Below are 20,405 nucleotides of genomic sequence, written 5' to 3' on the forward strand. Positions count from 1 at the left end.
GAATCAGTTTGCTATTCTGTTTGGCGATCGATTCACGCAGGCGCGCGGCTAACGATTCCTTTAACCGCCTCACCCACAAAAATGCGGACAGGTTCGCCGCCCGGGAAATATAAGAGGCACCGGAGTCGCCTGAAAGGCGACTCCGAATCACACCGTCTACACCAAGCCGAGTGGACCCTCCACCTACAGAGGTTTTTCACATTCGATTGCTATACGGCCGAGCATCCTGCTACTAGCAAACATCGAATTTGAATTGATCAAAGAATAACAGCGGACTACAAATATAGCCCGCCGTTCGTTAAGACACGAATGCCAAGCCTACCCTACATCGAGCAGTTGAACACACCGACGCCTTGATACTGCGCACCGTTATTCAACGTCGTCTTATACGCAGCGACGATCAGAACCTTGCCATCCCCGCCGTCGCCCAGCGTAATCTCGATGCCGGCGGGTTGTGAACTGATAAAACTCCCAACCGACGTGGCGGAAGGCGATTTAATAGTCGCGGTGCTATTTGCGGCACCGGCGCTGCCTCCCGCGGATGTCTGCAGCGAGATCGCGGCAGTCGCACCGGTGGTGTCGAAGGCCAGCGTGGCTGACCCGGTGCTGGCACCGGCATAGGCTGACGATGGCACTTTGCTGCCGGCTATGTAGGTTGGCGCGGTGTACTTGCCCGAATCACAGTGATAAGACCCACTGGTCGGCAGCATCGCAAGGTCGTTTACGAGCACATAGTGAGCGGCAGCGTTCGAAACGCCGTCCAGTACCGAGGTTTTATCACCGGAAGTCACGGTCCCCTTTGCCCAGCGCCCCATCGCAAAGAACGTGTCACCGTAGACGTCGTTGACCGCGACTTCGCCCGTCAAGCTTATATTGTTGATCACCGTGACCGCCCCGCTGGCCGTCTGACTCAGACTCGCAAGTGTCCCCACGACGCTCGCGCCGTTGCCGATCCAGATGTAGCGAGCAGCTTGTGCTTTTGCGAAGGGCGCGGTCGCTGCGGTTGGAGTCGGCGTCGTATCGGTATTCGTTTGTGCCGTCTGGTCGCCCGCGCTATTCGAAGGGGCGTCGTGGCCACCACCACAGCCGGCGATGCCGAACGAACTGGCGAGCATGACAGAAAGCAGGAGACGTTTTTTCATCTGTGAAACTCCCTTTAGAAGATGCTCGCAATGCGAGCAAGATTTTGTTTTGAAATGACAATCCGACAGCGCAATGCGCGGTGCACGCACATCCACTGCGAGATGACAGACGACGGTCGGGTGACATTGCGCGCTCCAGCTTTCTCCTGAAGCCGGAAGTTCGAGTTATTGACGACTAGTTAGGAATTCGAAAATTCATTCACGCGCATCTGACTGCTCCACGCGAGCTATCGATTCCGGATTCTGTAGTTTTCGCGGTTGCCTGTTCAGCGACCACGAGGACATAAGTTTCGGCGCGTTGCACAAGGAAAGCGCGTGAACGCCCAAAACCGACCGAGAGGTTATATCGCAGGCGTTTTGCAATCCATCAGATGGATCGGATTTGAGATGAAGAAAAATCGGTATGCCGTGGTGCGTTCGTCACGGGGACCGGTTTTCGTCAGGGGAACAGTATGTGCGCCTTGCCATCGTTCGCGTAAACACCAGCATCCCGGTATTTTCACACCCACACGTCAAACGCCTGATATATCATATATCAAGGTCAGTCCCCACCCATACCCGCCATGTTCGATCCGTCGTTGCTCGGCCGTTTGTCCTTCACGCACGCTGAGCCGTCTAAAGGTCCGCTGCCACCGGGACGCCACCGGCTCGGCATCGCGGACGACCGCGACGCCATCCTGTTCGTGCCCGACGGCATCAGCGAAGACACGGCGGCGCCGCTGCTTGTCATGTTCCACGGTGCCGGCGGCTTCCCGGAAAAAGTGCTGCCGTACATCGAAGGCCACGCGCAGCAGCATCGTTTCCTCGTGCTCGCGCCGCATTCGACTTTTCCAACCTGGGACATCGTGATCGGCGGCAACGGCCCGGACCTCGAACGCCTCGGCCGGGCATTGACCGAAGTTACTTCGCGTTACCAGGTCGACCGTCGCCACCTCGCCTTCGCGGGCTTTTCGGACGGCGCAAGTTACGCGCTGTCGATCGGCGTGACCAACGGCGATATCGCGAGTCACGTGATCGCGTTTTCAGGTGGCTTCTTTTCAGTCTTCATGCAGGAAGGGACGCCGAAGGTTTTCATCGCACACGGCCTCGCGGACGAGCAACTGCCGATCGCCACCAGCGGCCGCGTGAATGCGGCAAAACTCAAGGCCGCGGGCTACGATGTGCAATATGTCGAATTCAACGGCCCGCATGCCATTCAACCGTCGATCGTCGACCTCGCGGTCGAGTTCTTTCTGAAAGAACGTCAATGAAACCGGCCTGAGAAAGGCATGGGAAAGCTGCAAGCAAGCCGACGATCAGACAACGCAACGCCGAACCATCAGCGATACGCAGCGCTCAACAGCGCCTACCGCCGGAGACGAGTCAATGGATTTTGAAATACCGGAATCACTGATCCACCCGCTGCTTGGGATGATCGGCACCAGTTCGCCGCTCGCAAGACAACTGGAAGCACACGGTATCTGCCACGGCAACATGGTCATATCGAGCAAACTGTTCGATGCGCAGTCATTGAACTCGCTGTACATGCTCAGCAAGACGCAGGACGATCGCGGGCTGATGTTCCAGATGCTCGCGCTCGACGGCATCTTCAACGCGCCACACGCCCGTGTGATTCCGTCACTGGATCAACTGGTGCCGGGCCTGATCGCGTATCTGTCGCGCGACGCGATCGACGGCTGGCTGTACCGCCGCAACAAGGACGGCACGCTGCTGCCATGGCTCGTGAACCGGATGCGCTATGTCGAGCCGGAGCAGGGCATGCCGTATGTCGTGGTCGATATGATCGCGAACACGATGCAGTCGGCGAATTCCGAACAGACCGACTACAGCAAGCGGCGCTCCGGCATGACCACATCGCTGATGTTCAACCGCAGCGACATCGTCGATCGCACGATTCCCGAACTGCTCGCCGAATTCGGCTTCTACAAGGAATGCGCGGAATTCAGGAAAGAGTACGAACAGCACGCGCAGCGATTTCTCAAGCTGCAGCGGCGCTTCGGCGCGCAGTTTCTCGTCACGCGGGCGGCCTTCACGATCGATGCGAAGGGCGCGCCCGAACTGGCGCGCATCGTCGACGGCGTGACCGCGAAGTGCGTGAACGACGAAGAAAGACTCGAGCGCCGCTTCGAGATGACCTGCGACCCGAGCTTCTGGCGCAATGCCGGCATCGAAGCCGGCTTCGACAGTATCCCGTTGCATTGCTATGTGCATCTGTTCCACCTCGAATGGCACAAGAATATCTGGGCGCACGTGCAGCATCTGACCGAGTATCGCTACCAGCCCGAACTGCGCGACAAGCTGGTGTTGCCCGGCAATCATCGTGACCTGATCGATATCCTGACGTCGAATAGGGAAGTATTCGTGCAAGATTTCGTGCAAGGCAAATCGGGCGGCACGACGATCCTCTGTCAGGGCGCACCGGGGCTCGGCAAGACGCTGACCGCGGAGATCTATTCCGAAGTGGTCGGCAAGCCGCTGTATCGCGTGCATTCGGGGCAGCTCGGCACGACGGCTGCGTCAGTCGGTGCGGCGCTGACCGGCGTGCTGCGCCGCGCGATGCGCTGGGACGCGATTCTGCTGCTCGACGAAGCGGACGTCTATATCCGGCGGCGCGACAACGATCTCGAGCACAACGCAATCGTCGCGGAGTTTCTGCGCACGCTCGAGTACTTCAACGGCCTCATGTTCATGACGACCAACCGGATCGGCGACGTCGACGATGCGATCCTGTCGCGCTGCATTGCGACGATCCACTACGAGCTGCCGTCGAAGGCGGATTCGACGCGCTTGTGGAAACTGCTTGCCGAGCAGTTCGGCGCGGACCTCGACGATGCGCTGATCGAGGAGCTGACCGTTCGCTATCCGAAAGCAAGCGGGCGCGATATCAAGGAGTTGTTAAAGCTCGCGACACGTTACTGCAAGGCAAAGCAGTTGCCGCTGAGCGAAGACGTATTCCGTTTGTGCGCGTTGTTCCGCGGACACGCGTAACGACCGCAACGCACGCCTACGCGCATCCCGGCACGGAGCACGCGCGCTGTCACGCACCTGGCCACTCACACACCGGACACACACCACACCGCACGTTGCCCGCGAACCTGCACGCAAACGCATCGAATGGGACAATCCGCGAGCCCGTCGACACGACGGCTTTCGATCATCTGACTTCGATGTCAATTAGCCCACAGGAACGGAGACACCCACATGCGGTTTGTTCGTCAGTTATTCGTTATCGCAACCATCGCAACCACGGCGAGCTTCGCCGGCGCGGCACATGCGCAGATGCCGCAGCCGGCCGGCGGCGACACCGGTAGTTTCGCAGAAGGTGATTTACCGCTTGAAAGCGGCCAGTCGATCAAGGACTTCTCGATCAGCTATGAAACCTACGGCACGCTGAACGCGGACAAATCGAATGCAATCCTGATGGTGACCGCGATCAGCGGCAATCATCACCGCCTCGACTATCTGATCGGACCGGGCAAGGCGCTCGATACGAACCGCTACTTCATCATCACCACCGATGCGATCGGCAACGGCCTGACCACGTCGCCGTCGAACAGCACCAAACAGCCGGGCATGGCGTTCCCGCGCTTCGTGATTCGCGATATGGTCGAGTCGCAGTATCGTCTCGTCACAAACAAGTTCGGCATTACGCATCTGTTCGCAGTGGTCGGCGCGTCGATGGGCGGCATGCAGACACTGCAGTGGGGCGTGAGCCATCCGGACATGATGGATGCCCTGGTGCCGATCGTGCCGCTTGGCCGCACGCCCGCATGGACGCAGACAGTACTCGAACTCACGCGGCAGGAAATCATGAGCGATCCGGCGTGGGACGGCGGCCATTACAAGCAGGGCCATGAACCGGAAAAAGGCATGCGGCTATGGGCCGGCACGCTCGCGTTGATCACCCGCACGCCGGAGCTGATGAAAAACACGCTGCCCAATGCCGACGATTCGGCGGCATGGCTGCGCAAGACGCAGGACGGCGCGTGGAAGAATTTCGACGCGAATAACTGGATTTACCAGACGTGGGCGTACGACGCGCACGATCTCGGCACGACGCCCGGCTTCAACGGCGACTACTATCAGGCGCTGCGCTCGATCCGCGCGCGCATGCTCGTGCTGGCCGGTGTCGGCGACCTGCTGAATCCGGAGCCGGAGGCGCTCGAAGTCGCACGCTACGTGCACGGCGCGCAATACGAGTCGATCGAGCCGCGCTGGCCGTCCGGGCACTTTTCGGCAGCCGGCGTCACGCAGCCGGAGGTCGACTTTCAGAACCGCGAAATCGGCGCGTTCCTGACGAAAGTGGCGGCGCAAAAGCATCTCGATTGAGCAAGCCGGGCCGACGACGCAGGCGGCAAGCGTGAATGGGCGTGGCAACAGGCGGGGAGCCGGGCAGAAAATTAGAGGGCCGGCTCTTCAGGATTCGCGAACGCTTGCCGTTATCCCGACAGTAGTGCGTCCGCACAATTCGCGTTCCTGTACAACGATTCGCATGATTGACGGATACGGCCCGCGCAGGCCCGATGTTGTTCGTATTCGTCGCGAACGTGACCCGATGACCGCAGACGCCAGCAAGGCTGTCATGAAACGTCCACACAATCGCGGTAACTGACCGATTTTCCGCGCCGGAGGCCCAGTGATACGGCAAGTACTAGGTAGCCTGCTTCTGACGCTATGTTGTATCGGCGATGCCAGCGCCGCGGCCGGCGGTCCCGACTGCTCGCGGCCGTTCACGCTCGCGCTGCACGATCATGGGCTGCTTTATTCGCTCGATACCGACTCCGGCATCGACAAGGACTTCGCCGACGAACTCGCGCGCCGCAGCGGCTGCGAGATCCGCGTCAGCCTGATGTCACGCGCGCGCATCTGGAAGCTGATCGAATCCGGCGCGCTCGACTTCAGCCTGTCCGGCATCACGAACGAAGAGCGCGACCGGTACGCGTCGTTCGCGTGGTACTTCAGCGACAAATACTATCTACTGGTACGCAAGGACGCCGGCATTCACGCACTGTCCGATTTCGAGCACGACGACCGCTTCCAGCTCGGCGTGATCCGTAGCTTCCGCTATAGCGATTCGGCCAACCATCTGGTTGACACGCTTACCGCCGAAAACCGCGTAAGCCTCGCGGGCGGCCTTGAGCCGTTGTACCAGGCGCTGCTGCTCAAGCGCATCCAGGGGATGATCATCGAGCCGTTCGACTATCCGGCCATCGACGACAAAAGCATCCGCGATGTCACGACGATCATTGAATTCAACGATCCCGCGGTGCCGCACGGCCTGATCATGTCGAAGAAGGCGCTCTCCGTAGAGCAGCGCGACAAATGGCGCGCGCTCGTCGACGAGATGCGCGCGGACGGCACGGTGCGGCGGATTTTCCGCAAATACTTCAAACCCGACCTGGCCGATTCCATGGTCGATTTCCAGAAGTCGCCGTGAACCGGGCGCGCCTTATCCTGATCCCGATGCTGGTCCTATGCTCCGCGTTGACGTTGACGTGGACGGTCTGGGATCACGAGCGCCACGCTTCGCAGCACGAACTGCGCTCGCAGTTCAGCTACGCGCTGGGCGACGCGGTGAGCCGCATCGAGCAGCGGATGGCGTCGTACGAGCAGATGCTGCGCGGCGTACAGGCGCTGTTCGTCGCGACCGGCACGCTCGAGCGCGAGCATTTCCGCGATTACGTCGGCGCGGTCAATGCAGACGCGAATCTGGCCGGTATCCAGGCGATCGGGCTGATCGAGTGGGTGCCGCAGGCGGGTATCGCGCGGCATGTCGAGAAGATGCGCGCGCAGGTCGGCGCGGACTACGCGATCGAACCGGCAGGCTCGCGCGACAGCTATGCGCCGGTCATCGAACGGCTGCCGTTCGCCACCGACCGGCACACGGTGCTGGGCTTCGATGCATGGGCGAGTCCGAAGCGCCGCGACGCGATGGAGAAGGCGCGCGACTCCGGGCTCGCGACGATTTCCGGCAAGGTGCAGCTCGCGTCGGATCTCGGCCAGCTGGATCAGCCGGGTTTCGTGATGTATCTGCCGGTCTATCAGCAAGGCCGGCCGCTCGACACGGTCGAGCAACGTCGCGCGCATCTGCTCGGCTGGGTCTACGCGGCGTTCCGGATGCACGATGTGATCGCGAGCCTGTACGGCGAGGATCCGCCTGGCCTGTCGCTCGCGATCTATGACGGCGTCGAACCGTCAGCCGCGGCGCTGCTGTACCGCTCGGCCGATCAGCCGGCGCAGCACGTGCCGTCGGACCTGTCGGCGCATGAATATCTGGTGGTCGACGGGCACGACTGGGTATTGTCGATGTCCGCGCAGGACCGCTTCATGAAGCGGTTCGGTCGCAATGCCGAATGGCTGATCGCGGGCACCGGCGGCGGCCTGTCGGTACTGCTCGCGCTGCTCGCGTGGATCATGGTGACCGGTCGCAGCCGTGCGATGCGGCTCGCGTCGACGATGACGCGGGAGCTGCGCGAAAGCGAAGAGAAATTTCGCGCGATCGCGGACTGCACGGTGAACCTGGAAGTCTGGTGGGGACCCGACGGCAAGCCACGCTGGATCAATCCATCGGTGCTCGAATACACCGGTTACAGCGTCGACGAATGCATGGCGATGCCCGACTTCGCCGGCACGCTGATTCACCCGGACGACATGCCGCGCGTCGCGCCCGAACTGCTGAAAGGACGCCAGGGGCTGCGCGGCGGCGACCTCGAATTCCGTTGCATCCGCAAGGATGGCGCGCTGATCTGGCTATCGGCGTCATGGGTGCCGATCTACGACGCGAGGGGCTTGCTGACCGGCTTCCGGATGAGCGGTCGCGATATTACCGAGCGCAAGCGCTTCGAAGAGGAGCTGCGTATCGCGGCGGTCGCGTTCGAGTCGCTCGAAGGCATGATGGTCACCGATGCGGACGGTACGATCCTGCGCGTGAACTCGGCCTTCACCGTATGCACCGGCTATACGTCGGAAGAGGTCGTGGGCCGCACGCCGCGCATCTTGCAGTCGGGCCGGCACGACCGGGCGTTCTATCGCGACATGTGGGAAACCATTCATCGCGAAGGCGGCTGGCAGGGCGAAATCTGGGATCGCCGCAAGAACGGCGAGATCTATCCGAAGTGGCTGACCATCACCGCGGTGACCGGCGAGAACGGCGCGGTTACGCATTACGTCGGTACACATCACGACATCACAGAACGGAAGATTGCCGAGGAGCGGATCAAGGAACTCGCGTTCTTCGACGCGTTGACGCGGCTGCCAAATCGCACGCTGTTGTGGGACCGGCTCAGGCAGGCCATCGCGGTCAGCGCGCAGACCGGCACCTGCGGCGCGCTGCTGTTTATCGATCTCGACAACTTCAAGACGCTCAACGACACGCTCGGCCACGACAAGGGCGATCTGCTGCTGCAGCAGGTCGCGCAGCGCCTGTCCGGCTGCGTGCGCGAGGGCGATACAGTGGCACGGGTCGGCGGCGACGAATTCGTGGTCGTGCTGGGCAGCCTGAGCGGCGCGCGCGGCGAAGCAGCGAACCAGACGGAAGCGATCGGCGAAAAGATTCTCGCGGTGCTCGGCGACGCGTATCAGCTCGACGGCGTCGATTACCGGACCAGCGCGAGCATCGGCGCAACAGTCTTCCTGGGGCATGAAGCATCGATCGACGAACTGCTGAAGCAGGCCGATCTCGCGATGTACAAGTGCAAGGAGCGCGGCCGCAACGCGCTGTGCTTCTTCGATCCGACGATGCAGACGGTGGTGGTCGAACGCGCGGCGCTTGAGGCCGCGCTGCGCCGCGCAATCGATGAAGACCAGTTTCTCGTGCACTACCAGGCGCAGGTCAGCGACGGCGACCGCGTGACCGGTGCCGAGGCGCTCGTGCGCTGGCAGCATCCGGAGCGTGGCATCGTCGCACCGGCGGATTTTATTCCGCTCGCGGAAGAGACAGGTCTGATTCTCGCGCTCGGCGACAAGGTGCTCGAAACCGCGTGCGTGCAGCTCGCGCAATGGGCGAAGCAGCCGGGCATGGCACACCTGACGATCGCGGTAAACGTCAGCGCGCAGCAGTTCCGCGAGCCGCGCTTTGTCGAAAAGGTGCTCGCGGTACTCGAACGAACTGGCGCCAACCCGTATCAGCTCAAGCTCGAACTGACCGAGAGCGTGCTGGTCGACAACGTGCAGGACATCATCGAGAAGATGGCCGCGTTGAAGGCCAAAGGCGTCGTGTTCTCGCTCGACGACTTCGGCATCGGCTACTCGTCGCTGTCGTATCTGAAGCGTTTGCCGCTCGACCAGTTGAAGATCGACCGCTCGTTTGTGCGCGACATCCTGATCGATGCGAACGACGCGGTGATCGCGCGGACTATCGTCGCGCTTGCGCAGAGCCTTGGCCTTGGGGTGATCGCGGAAGGCGTGGAGACGGAAGCGCAGCGCGATTTTCTCGCGGGCGCCGGGTGTCACGCGTATCAGGGGTATTACTTCTGCCGGCCGCTGCCGGTCGAAGGGTTCGAGGCCTTCGCGGGCACCTTCGACGCGCAGCCGCTCGCGTAGCCGCTCGTGTAGCCGGGGAAGGGCGGCGGCTCGACAGGCCGCCGCCCGCACGGCTGCGAAACGTGCGTTATTTGACAGCGTTGACCAGCGACGGATCGATATAAGCGCTCACGTCCTGCGACTGCTTGTACACCGCGTTGCGAACATTGAACTTGTCCGCATTGGCGCTCGACCCGTAGATCGAATCAAGTCCGTCACCCTTGACGAACGCCTTCTTCGCCGCGGCCGCGTCGAGCAGATGGGTGCCCTTCAGCAGCGGCAAATACTGCTCGGGCGACAGGCCGACTCGCCCCGCCATGATCTTGACCGCGTCCGCCTGCGTCTTCGGATCGTTCACATACGAGACGCAGCGGTACCAGACCTTGATCACCTTTTCCCAGTCTGCTTTGCGCGTTGCGAGGCTAGCCGGATTGACGGTGATCGCGTCGTAGATCAGTCCCGGCGCGTCCGCCGACGTGAAGACCGGATGCGCGCCCGGCACGCGTTTCAACGCTTCGCCGGCATTCGGCTCCCATGCGCCGACCGCCGCGATGTCCTGCGACGACGCCAGCACTTGCGGCAACTCGTTGGTCTTCGCATTGACGAGCGTCAGGTCCGATTCCTTCATCCCGTGCTTTTCCAGCGCGGTATCGAGCAGCAGGTGGTCGACGAGCCCGACTTCGACGCCGACCTTCTTGCCCTTTAACGCCTCGATCGATTTCATTGACGGCTTCGCGACGATCATGTCGTTGCCGCTCGAATAGTCGGTCAGCAAGATCATTACGTTCTTTGCACCACTCGCGCCGGTGACGAGCGCGTCGCCGTTGGTCGCGGCGACGCCGTCGAGTTTGCCGGCCGAAAACGCGTCGAGCGATGCCGAGTAATCGAACCATTCAAAGTCAACCGCGACGTTCTCCTGCTTGAACCAGCCCTTGTCGATCGCAACCTGGAACAGAACCCAGCCCGGCCAGTCGCTATAGCCGATTTTCAGCGGCGCGGCCGCATGCACGGATGCCGACGTGAAGCCGACCGCAAGTGCGGCCGCCGCGCCGGCAAGGCCACGGCGCAGCGTGCGGGATGCGACGAGTTGAGCGCGTGCGTATTCAAATGCTTTCATTGTGTGTGCTCCAGGAGACCGGGTGAAGTGTTATCGAATTGGATCGCCGTGGCGCGCGCATCGTGTGCGCATGCCGGCGTCATGACCGGTTTCCTGCGCTGCACGGGAGCCAGCCACGGAGAGGCACGACAGCATTCGCTATCGCGGATCTCCCGGGCTTTTGTCCCGCCGTGTAGTGCGGCCGCGAAGCATCGACGCTTCACGGCCGCACCGGGCTGCTCTCGGACCAGACGTTCGCTTGAACCGGAACCCTAGCATCCCTAAGATGCGACGCTGCCGCACCTCTCGACGGTTGCGCGAAGCCAGAAGCATGCCAACTGACAAGACGGGATTGCGGGTGCGGCAGTCAGAGCCGGGTCCGGGCGATTTTCGGCTTCATCGATTCACCAGCACGAGGACCGATGCACTTTTTATGTGCGAGCAGGCTCGTAAAACGAGCGTGCCGCGTGCGCATGCGCCGGCAGCGCGCAAAACGTAGTCAGCGTATCAGCGCCACTGTCGGGCAATGACGGCGCAAAGCGGTTGCTCCTCACATTGAAAATACGGCCGGTTGCGCGCGGCTTCTTTTCGAATGCCGACATGATCGCGTCTGCTATATCGGCGCTTACCTCCGCGAGCGCACGGCTCTGCGCATCCACAAGCGCATCGTAATTATTCCGGTCAACGCGCTGGATCACGATGGACCTGCCGTTAAGCACCCGCTTGAAGTCGGGTGTCAGTATTGACCATCCAACCGAAAGCACTGCGCCTTTGCCGGGCGTAGCATCAAAGGCCCGTACATTGAGCGCGATTCGAACCGTTGGCCTGTCAGCGGTATGCGCGTCGGACGCGGGAGCGCTTCGCAACAGCCGTTTCAGGTCGATCGCTAGAACGGTTGCAATCTGCGCTTTCAGCGGCTCGCTCCACCGGGCACTTTCCACGACCCGAACCTGTTCAGGGTTGATGCGCAGCACGAGTTCCGGCCGGTCGACTACTTCGGGAACAGCTACATAGTCGACGACGATCGACAGCGGGATGCCGAGGTCCCGCTTTTGACGTAGTTGCTCCGAGTTCAGCGTATAGACGCCTCCAGAAGGGCCATGCGCGCACCCACCTGCCAATAGCAATGACAACGTCGACATAATTAACCAGCTTGAGCGCTTCACCTTCGACCTCCATCCTGCGAGTGACTTTTGAAGTACGTCGGAGCGGGGGCGCATTCGCGATATGGGCATCCACGCTAATCTGACAATTAGATTCGGAAAACGAATCATTTTGGCATCGACTTTATCGTGTCGCAGATTATGTGCCCAAGTGCCATCGCGTTGATACAGGTCAATCCGATCATCGTCGTGCGCACTAGCCTTTCATACAAGTTTCACGCGCCATGCGAATCCGCGAGCAGATAAATGTGAAACCTTGACTGATTGCGCTTGCAGGCGCGGGGCGCAATTCCCCATTGAATATTTAGTGAAGGGTGTAATGATGCGAAAGACCATCTTTTTCAGAGCGGCTTCGATTGCGATAGCAGTGGTATTTGTCGCTGGATGCGCGAGTAGCAATACGCCGACACAATCGGAGTATTCCGGTTTCCTTAAGGATTATTCAAATCTTCATGAAACCACAGACCCGGATGGCGAAACCTTCCTGCGATACGTCAATCCGAAGCTGAACCCGACGAACTACAGTGCGGTAATCGTCGAACCGGTAACCATGTATCCGAAAGCCGAGCCGACAGACCAGCTGAGCCAGGCGACGATCGACCAGGTGCGCAACTACAGCACGGCTTGCCTGAAACAGGCGATCGGCTCACGAGTGAAGGTCACGGAGACGCCCGGTCCTGGCGTTGTCAACCTGCGGGTCGCGATCACCGGAGTCGCCAGTTCGGCGGAGGGACTGCAGCCGTACCAGGTCTTGCCGATGGCGTTCGTGGCAACGATGGCCATCGACACTGTGGCGGGTGCGCCGCAGAAGGCGAAGCTGCTGGTCGAGGCGTTGGGCACGGACAGCGTGTCAGGCGAAGTCTTGTCGAAGGTCGTGCGCACGCACACAGGCGAGCGTTTGCAGCGGGTCGCATCAAACGAGCCTGTCATTACATTCGAGTCGGTCAAACCGATCATGGATCAGTGGTGCGATTCCGTTTCCAAAACGGTTTCGCAGTATGTAAGACCCCGGTAGCCGGCGAACCGCAAACCGATTTCGGTGTCACCGATCGCTGCGTGCGATCAAACGGCGGGGAGCACCTATGTGGATTTATCGTGTGAATGAACCGCGCCTCGGCGCGGTTCGGGTGCGCGAATGGCGACGCCGTGCGCGTCACGCGGTTGCGCTGCTGCTTCTATCGCTGGTTGTATCCACTACCGGGCTCGTGTTGCTCGACGAGTCGAACGCGCCGTTCGGCAAGCGGCTTTTCACGGCCATGTGGGACGCGGTCAATCTGACGACCACGCTCGGCGACTTCTCCGACTTCGACGAGCGCCAGAAAGTATTCATGCTCGCGGCGATGTTCGTGACGATGCTGGTGGCTGCGTACGCGATATCCAGACTGACCGGCATCCTGTCCGGGGATGACGTGATGGTGTTCAGGGAGAACCGCGCAATGGAGCACAAATTCGAACGTCTTGAGAATCATGTCGTAGTGGTCGGTTACCGGTCACTTGGGCAGCGCATCGCGGCGAAGCTGCGGCAGGCAGGCGAAACGGTAATGGTGCTCGTCTCGGATGATGCGCTGGCCGATCTGGCCGCCGAACATGGTCATCTGGTCATCCTCGGCTCACTTGAAACATTCGACGATGCACTTCGGCGCGCCCGGCTCGACAGCGCAAAGGCGCTCGTCGTGACGACGCCTGATAGCGACGCGAACCTGGCGGCTACGCTGCTCGCGAGTTCCTTGAACAGGTCGCTGCCGATCGTCGTGCCGGGCGAAAACGACTTGAGAAAGACCTTGCTGGAAAACGCCGGCGCAGCCGAAGTGGTGATCAGCGACGAGATTGTCGCCGATGCGCTGATCGGCAAGCTCGCCGCTCACGCGGAGGCTACATCATGAAGGCGCTTACTCCGAGCGGAACCCCGTCGCACCGGATTCCGCTGCTGCAAGGCGTGTTCCCTTTTTCGCGCGCGCAGTTGCCGGGCGATGTCGTCGCGGGCATTACGCTGGCCGCGTTGGGTATTCCGGAGGTGATGGGGTATACGAAGATCGCGGGCACGCCCGCGGTGACCGGTCTTTATACGATCCTGTTGCCGCTGGTCGCGTTTGCCTTCTTCGGCGCATCCAAACACCTCGTCGTCGCGGCGGACTCTGCGACTGCGGCGATTCTCGCAGGCATGCTCGTGAGCGTTGCCGCACTGGGCAGCAGTCAATATGTCGGCCTGACGGGCACGGTGGCGCTCGCTGTCGCCGCGATGCTCGTGCTGGCGCGAATCTTCCGGCTCGGATTCCTCGCTGATTTCCTGTCGCGCAGCGCATTGATCGGATTTTTGACCGGCGTCGGCATCCAGGTTGCGGCCGGCGAACTGGCGGGGTTGATCGGACTGGCGAAGCAAGGGCATGGCCCCATTTTGCAAGTGGTGTCGGTGTTTCAGCGGCTCGGCAGCGCAAGCTACGCGACGGCAGGCCTCTCGGCGGCGGTGCTGGTTATCATCGTCGGCTGCAAGCGCCTGTCGCCGCGTGCGCCCGGCGCGCTCATCGCGGTGATCGGTGCAATCGCGGCGAGCGCGTTCCTCGGCTTTGCTCAGCATGGAATCGGTGTAATCGGCGAAGTGCCGGGCGGGATGCCATCGCTGACGTTTCCGACCGTCCGTTTGGCCGAGTTGAATCAGGTGCTGGCCACGGCGGCGTCATGCTTCATCGTGATCATCGCGCAGAGCGCCGCGACCGCGCGCGCCTATGCGAACCGGTATAACGAGCGCGGCGACGACAATCTGGACATCATCGGTCTCGCAGTTGCAAATGCAGCAGCGGCGTTCACCGGGACCTTCGTCGTCAACGGCAGCCCGACCAAAACCGAGATGGTGGACGATGCCGGCGGGCGCAGCCAGATCGCGCACCTGACAACGGCGGTCATCGTGCTGCTCGTCCTGCTTTTCATGACGAAGCCATTAAGTTATCTGCCGACGGCGGTGCTGTCCGCGATCGTCTTCATGATCGGCCTGAAACTCGTCGACACAAAGGGCATGGCGGAGCTCTTTCGCGTGCAACGCGACGAATTCGTTGTTGCGCTTATCACCGCGTGCGTCGTGGTGTTCGTCGACGTGATGCATGGCATTATCGCCGCCGTCCTGTTATCGATCATCGACAACACGCGTCACAGCTACCGGCTGCGCACGCGCGTGCTCACTCGCAGCGAAACCGGGCACTGGGTTCCGCATGCGGTGGCGCCTGGTCTGTTCGCCGCGCCGGGGATCATCGTCTATCGTTTCGAAGCGGATCTTTTCTACGCGAATGCCGGCCGCTTCATGGACGAAATTCTGAAGCTCGTGGAGCAATCCCAACCTTCGCCGCGCTGGATCGTCGTCGACGCGTCGCAAATCAGCAATGTCGACTACACAGCGGGCAAGACGTTGTTGCAGTTGCACGATGAGTTGACGCGACGAGGCGTCGGTATTGCCTCGGTCGCCATGCCGGAAGGTGTGAGCAGCGAACTCGAGCGCTATCGGCAACTCGGGAAGCTGACCGATGCGCGTCCGATCTACCCGACGGTCGATGCCGCGATCGACGCGCTGCGCGACGCGAGCGCACCGGTCGCAACGTCAGCGCCGGCTGCGAACACGTAGCGCGAGCCTCAGCCATCGCGGACAAATGGAGAAAAAACGTGGCGGCGATCAATGGGCAGTCGGGCGGCGTGCCGCTGACCACCGAACGCGAAACCTCGATCGATGCGCAAGCACATCCGCTACCCGTCTTCCATGGTCGCGGCCCGCGCGCGTCGCGCATCGACGCGGGAAAAGCGGCCCGCCGCCGCGTGCCCCGATCCCGTCTCGCGGACTGCGAACTTCCGCACCGGGATGGCATCGCGCTGCTCGAAGCATCCAACGAAGGGCGGCTCGCCGAGCTGATACCCATACGATATGGACGTATGGTCGCGAGCCCGTTCGGTTTTTATCGCGGCGCCGCGGCACTGATGGCGTTCGATCTTGCACAACTGCCCCATACCGACATTTTTGTTCAACTGACCGGTGACGCGCACCTTGCGAACTTCGGCCTGTTTGCCAGTCCGGAACGGCGTGTGCTGTTCGGGCCGAATGATTTCGACGAAACACTGCCTGGACCATTCGACTGGGATGTACGCCGGCTGGCGGTGTCGTTTGTCGTCGCGGCACGGGAACGAGGATTCGGTGCCCCGGTCCAGAGCGACGTCGTGCGGCGTTTTTGCGCGACCTTTCGCCACTATATCGATGCGTTCAGCGAAATGGACGTGCTTGATGTCTGGTACCACCAATTCACCGCGGACAGCATGCTCGCACACGCAGACTCGCCTAAAGAGAGAAGGATGGAGCGAGCTGTCGTCACGCGCGCGCGGAATCGCACGTCGCACACCGAGATGGAGCATTCGACGGCGAGGGTCGGCGGGCGTCTGCGGATCAAGGACGACCCTCCTCTCGTCTACCACTACCCGGTGACGAACCGCCGGAACGCCGCGTTGTTCGACGACACGGTTCGCCACTTCATTGCCGATTTCCGCGACACATTGCCCGACGAACGACGCGCGCTATTCGATCGCTACGAACTGGTCGATATTGCGGTGCGGGTCGTCGGCGTCGGATCGGTCGGCACGCGCTGTTGGGTTGCGTTGTTCATGGCCGAGGGAAAATATCCGCTATTTCTACAGATAAAAGAGGCTCGCGCTTCGGTGCTCGAACGCTATCTGCCGCCAAGCCGCTACGCAAATCACGGACAACGTGTAGTGACAGGCCAGCGTCTGCTGCAGTCGGCTAGCGATATCTTCCTCGGATGGGCGACGTCCCGGATCAACGGCACGGACTTCTACGTCCGGCAGTTGCGCGATATGAAGGGTGCATTCGACCTCGCCGTCTTCGATGAGCGCGATCTGAGCGAATACGCCGCTTTGTGCGGGCATGCGCTCGCGCATGCGATGGCGAAGTCGGGCGACCCAGCGCTGATAGCGGGATATGCGGGGTCATCCGAAGCATTTGACGACGCGCTTACACGGTTTTCCACAACATATGCCGATCGTAACGAACGCGACTGGATGGTGCTCAAATCAGCAGTCAAGGCCGGACGCATACGCGCGATACGTGAGTAGTTACCCCCGGGTCTGTCCATCGTTTTGCGCGGTGAAGATCACTGGAAAGGATGCATTCGTGAGCATCCGGTCAATGATTCAGCTCGCCGCGTTACGATGAATCGGGTCGTACCGCGGTGGACCAGCTGACGAGCATCGCCGAGCGCTTCCGACTGAGCTAACCGACAATGCGCCGTCCCACGTTCAGCTCCGCGCTATTAAATGCAATGACCGTCGGGCTTCTGATGTCGGCGGCCACCGCAAGCGCACAGGAGCTGGAGCCGCGAACCTATTCGGCGTCGCCCGTCGGAACCAATTTCGCCGTTCTCAACTACACGTATCTGACGGGCAACGTTCTCACGGACCCTTCGCTGCCGGTCTCCAACGTCAAGGCCAGCATCAACGTTCTGTCGCTCGGCTATGAGCATACTTTCGGACTGGCCGATCACACCGCGTCTATCGCGTTCTCAATGCCCTATACACGCGGCAATCTCAGCGGCAACGTCATAGACGCTCCGACGGAGGTGTACCGGGCGGGTGTCGGAGATATCCGTGTGCGCTTTGCCTTCGATGTTTTCGGTGGCCCGGCACTGCGTCCGGAGGAGTTTGCGCGGCGTACGCCCACGACGTCAGTAGGCCTTAGCCTTACGATGTCCGCCCCGACCGGGCAATACGTTCCATCCCGGCTTGTCAATGTGGGCACTAACCGGTGGGCGTTCAAACCGGAAATCGGCCTGTCGCAACCGTGGGGAAACTGGTTCTTTGAAGCCACCGCAGGTACATGGTTCTTCACCAGCAACAACAATTTCTTCCGCGGGAACACGCGTAGTCAGGACCCGCTTATGACATTGCAGTTGCACGGCGGATACAGTTTTCGCACGGGATTATGGATTGCCGTCGATCTCGGCTATGCCGCCGGTGGCGGTACGAGCGTAAACGGCGTGGCTGCCGATGACCGGCAGTCCAATTTGCGGTACGGGCTGACCTTTTCCGTGCCGCTGTCCCACAGTTGGTCCACGAAGCTCGCATTGTCGAATGGATACATCACGCGAGCGGGCGGCAATTACAAGCAGGTCTCCGTCACGTTGCAATACCACTGGTTTGATCGCTGATCCAATGCGCGATTGACGGACTCGTGACGGCTGCGCCTGTCTCCTGGTACAGCAAATTGACGTATGGAAAAACATCGGGCCGGTTTGCTGCATCGACCGGTGTCTGCGGCATAGGACGTCGTTGACATAGGTCAAGCTGTGATCGATTCCGGCGGCATAGCGTATGTAGCATGCGAAGCAGGAGAACTGAACGAGTTAAGGTACGGCTCCGTGCGGCTGCGTTTCCACAACCGTCGAGCAATTCGCTAACGCCGCGATAGACCACGCAACGCCTGGTTGCGCATGCATCGACCCGCCCTCGCGAAAGGGGCTAACCGGTTCTCAATCTCGCGTTGATCGAACGAGGACGTGGGCGTGTTATTCAACGCACCGCGGACGCGTCGCGACGCAGGAGTGAACGATGCATCATCTGAGCATCGCGCTGATCATATTTGCTGCTGTCTTCTGCAGTGCTCTGTTGGGTTTGTATTTGCGCACATTGCTGCCCGAGCATCATCTTGGCGAAGACTCGATCGGCGTGGTCAAACTGGCGACCGGCCTGATCGCTACGATGGCCGCGCTTGTGCTTGGCTTGCTGATTTCGTCGGCGAAGAGCTCGTTCGATACGGTGAATGCTAGCGTGACGCACGACGCCGCCAGTGTCATCCTCCTCGATCGCATGCTCGCGCGCTATGGCCCGCAGACTCAGGATATCCGGACCATGCTGAAGCAGATTGTCTCCGTGGCGGTCAGCGAGGTGGCGTCAGGCGACCCTCGACAGCTTGAAAAATTGCACAGCGCCCAGGGCATCGACCGCGTGGAATATCTCGTGCACCGCATCGAGGAACTCTCGCCGCAAAACGACAATCAGCGGCGTTTGCAGGCGCGCGCGCTCGAATTGGCGGAGGATGCGTTAGCCGTGCGCGAGCTCGGCCTGCTGCAGGCAGCTGGCTCGATTCCCGCCGCGCTACTGATTGCCCTCGTGTTGTGGCTATGTATCATCTTCGGCGCGTTCGGCCTATTCACACCCGCGAATGCGACGGTCACCGCCGCGCTATTGCTAGGCGCGCTGTGCACTTCCGTCGCAGTCTTCCTGATCCTCGAAATGAATACGCCACTCGACGGGATGGTGACGGTATCGCTGGCGCCGATGCGCGAAGCGCTTGCGGTTCTCGGGCACTAGAAAGACTTCGCTGATCAGGATCAACTCGCGAGCCCGCAGCGATCCTAACCTCTTTAACAGGATGCCGCACGACGGAGCGGGTTCATGATGGATAGGATCGGACTCGTTGGCACGACACTGCTCGTCGTCATGCTCGCGTTAGCAGGCTTTGCTTCGGGCGCGCAAGCTGCGGACGGCGAAACGCTGGCCAACGTGAGGGCTCGCGGTGTCCTGCGCTGCGGCGTGAGCGAGGGGATCGCAGGTTTCTCTTCCAGGGATGCTGCCGGACAGTGGACGGGCATCGATGCCGACTTCTGCCGCGCACTGGCCGCCGCGGCGCTGGGCGACGCGAGCAAGGTCGAGTTCATCCCGCTCAGGACGTCCGCGCGGTTTCCCGCGCTGGCGACGCGCGGGATCGATGTCCTGTCCCGTAGCACCACGTGGACACTGCTTCGGGAGGGAGCGCTCAAGGTGCAGTTCGCAGGTGTGCTTTTCTACGATAGCCTGGCTTTCATGGTGTCGGAAAAAAGCGGGCTACAGTCGGCTGCTTCGCTCAAAGGCGCCACCGTATGCGTGCAGAAGGACACGTCCACCATTAACCATCTGACCGCTTACTCGGACGCGACCGGTCTGGGAATCATGCCACTCGTGCTGGAGTCCGCGAACGACGCGAGCGATGCGTTCTTCGCGGGCCGCTGTGCCGCATTTGCGGCGGACTCGTCTTACCTCAATGCGCTGCGCCTGCGCGCGCCACGCGCAGCCGCGGCATTTACGGTTCTTCCAGAGCGGATCGCCAAAGAGCCGCTTGGACCCGTGGTACGAGGCGATGACGTTTCATGGCTAATCCTCGTGCGGTGGGTACTGCTGACGCTGATCGAAGCCGAAGAGCTTGGCGTGACGCGCGACAATCTGCAGACGCGGATACAAGATCCATCGATCCGGCAGGCGCTCGTTCCGGACGATACGGTCACCCGCGCGATCGGCGCGGAACCTGGATGGACATTGCGGGCATTGCAAAGTGCGGGCAACTACGGAGAAGTGTTCGACCGCAATGTCGGTGCTCACAGTCCACTTGGCCTCGAGCGCGGGGTGAATGGCCTGTGGACTCGCGGCGGCCTGATGTATGCGCCTCCATTTCGTTGAAGCGTGTGA

The 20,405-nt window shown here is 61.2% G+C and carries 15 protein-coding genes and 1 riboswitch; of the genes, 12 read left to right on the forward strand and 3 right to left on the reverse strand.

What is annotated here, in order from left to right; all coding sequences use genetic code 11:
• Positions 1-323: 323 nt before the first annotated feature.
• The gene (locus BX592_RS23405) at positions 324-1,142 is read right to left on the reverse strand and encodes a hypothetical protein (protein WP_134195032.1); all 819 of its coding nucleotides are present in this window, start codon (positions 1,140-1,142) and stop codon (positions 324-326) included.
• Positions 1,143-1,705: 563 nt separating this feature from the next.
• Between BX592_RS23405 and BX592_RS23410 the strand changes: the two genes are divergently transcribed.
• The 5 genes from BX592_RS23410 to BX592_RS23430 all read left to right on the forward strand — a co-directional run bounded on the left by BX592_RS23410 (position 1,706) and on the right by BX592_RS23430 (position 9,683).
• The gene (locus BX592_RS23410) at positions 1,706-2,392 is read left to right on the forward strand and encodes an alpha/beta hydrolase (protein ID WP_134195034.1); all 687 of its coding nucleotides are present in this window, start codon (positions 1,706-1,708) and stop codon (positions 2,390-2,392) included.
• 115 nt (positions 2,393-2,507) lie between these two features.
• Positions 2,508-4,130, forward strand: coding sequence for an AAA family ATPase (locus BX592_RS23415; RefSeq protein WP_134195036.1), 1,623 nt, complete (start codon positions 2,508-2,510; stop codon positions 4,128-4,130).
• Between the two features lie 213 nt (positions 4,131-4,343).
• Positions 4,344-5,471 carry an alpha/beta fold hydrolase gene (locus BX592_RS23420; protein ID WP_134195038.1) on the forward strand — a complete coding sequence of 376 codons (1,128 nt, stop codon included), beginning with the start codon at positions 4,344-4,346 and terminating at the stop codon, positions 5,469-5,471.
• A 307-nt stretch (positions 5,472-5,778) separates the two neighbouring features.
• Entirely contained in the window at positions 5,779-6,579 is an 801-nt protein-coding gene (locus tag BX592_RS23425; RefSeq protein WP_134195041.1) for a substrate-binding periplasmic protein, read from the forward strand.
• The gene (locus BX592_RS23430; protein WP_134195043.1) at positions 6,576-9,683 is read left to right on the forward strand and encodes a bifunctional diguanylate cyclase/phosphodiesterase; all 3,108 of its coding nucleotides are present in this window, start codon (positions 6,576-6,578) and stop codon (positions 9,681-9,683) included. The genes BX592_RS23425 and BX592_RS23430 overlap by 4 nt, the downstream gene beginning before the upstream one ends.
• 67 nt (positions 9,684-9,750) lie before the next feature.
• Here BX592_RS23430 and BX592_RS23435 read toward each other — a convergent pair whose 3' ends face one another.
• Complete coding sequence (locus tag BX592_RS23435) at positions 9,751-10,779, reverse strand: ABC transporter substrate-binding protein (RefSeq protein ID WP_134195045.1); 1,029 nt, start codon at positions 10,777-10,779, stop codon at positions 9,751-9,753.
• 147 nt (positions 10,780-10,926) lie between these two features.
• Positions 10,927-11,045, reverse strand: a riboswitch (guanidine-I (ykkC/yxkD leader).
• A 144-nt stretch (positions 11,046-11,189) separates the two neighbouring features.
• Positions 11,190-11,924: a PqiC family protein gene (locus BX592_RS23440; RefSeq protein ID WP_243849695.1), complete on the reverse strand. Its 735-nt coding sequence runs from the start codon at positions 11,922-11,924 to the stop codon at positions 11,190-11,192.
• Positions 11,925-12,177: 253 nt separating this feature from the next.
• Here BX592_RS23440 and BX592_RS23445 point away from each other — a divergent pair, with 253 nt between their 5' ends.
• The 7 genes from BX592_RS23445 to BX592_RS23475 all read left to right on the forward strand — a co-directional run bounded on the left by BX592_RS23445 (position 12,178) and on the right by BX592_RS23475 (position 20,396).
• Positions 12,178-12,936 carry a DUF3313 domain-containing protein gene (locus BX592_RS23445; RefSeq protein ID WP_243849696.1) on the forward strand — a complete coding sequence of 253 codons (759 nt, stop codon included), beginning with the start codon at positions 12,178-12,180 and terminating at the stop codon, positions 12,934-12,936.
• A gap of 67 nt (positions 12,937-13,003) precedes the next feature.
• On the forward strand, positions 13,004-13,804 hold the full coding sequence (locus BX592_RS23450) for a potassium channel family protein (RefSeq protein WP_208327963.1): 801 nt from the start codon (positions 13,004-13,006) through the stop codon (positions 13,802-13,804).
• A complete protein-coding gene (locus BX592_RS23455) occupies positions 13,801-15,531 on the forward strand; it encodes a SulP family inorganic anion transporter (protein ID WP_134195047.1) in 1,731 nt (576 codons plus the stop codon). The genes BX592_RS23450 and BX592_RS23455 overlap by 4 nt, the downstream gene beginning before the upstream one ends.
• 38 nt (positions 15,532-15,569) lie before the next feature.
• A complete protein-coding gene (locus BX592_RS23460; protein WP_134195049.1) occupies positions 15,570-17,021 on the forward strand; it encodes a DUF2252 domain-containing protein in 1,452 nt (483 codons plus the stop codon).
• 167 nt (positions 17,022-17,188) lie between these two features.
• Positions 17,189-18,112: a transporter gene (locus tag BX592_RS23465; protein ID WP_243849697.1), complete on the forward strand. Its 924-nt coding sequence runs from the start codon at positions 17,189-17,191 to the stop codon at positions 18,110-18,112.
• A 400-nt stretch (positions 18,113-18,512) separates the two neighbouring features.
• Positions 18,513-19,274 carry a bestrophin-like domain gene (locus BX592_RS23470; RefSeq protein ID WP_134195051.1) on the forward strand — a complete coding sequence of 254 codons (762 nt, stop codon included), beginning with the start codon at positions 18,513-18,515 and terminating at the stop codon, positions 19,272-19,274.
• Between the two features lie 84 nt (positions 19,275-19,358).
• On the forward strand, positions 19,359-20,396 hold the full coding sequence (locus BX592_RS23475; RefSeq protein ID WP_243849698.1) for a transporter substrate-binding domain-containing protein: 1,038 nt from the start codon (positions 19,359-19,361) through the stop codon (positions 20,394-20,396).
• The last annotated feature ends 9 nt before the right edge of the window (positions 20,397-20,405 follow it).

Source organism: Paraburkholderia rhizosphaerae (assembly GCF_004366595.1).
Lineage (GTDB): Bacteria > Pseudomonadota > Gammaproteobacteria > Burkholderiales > Burkholderiaceae > Paraburkholderia > Paraburkholderia rhizosphaerae.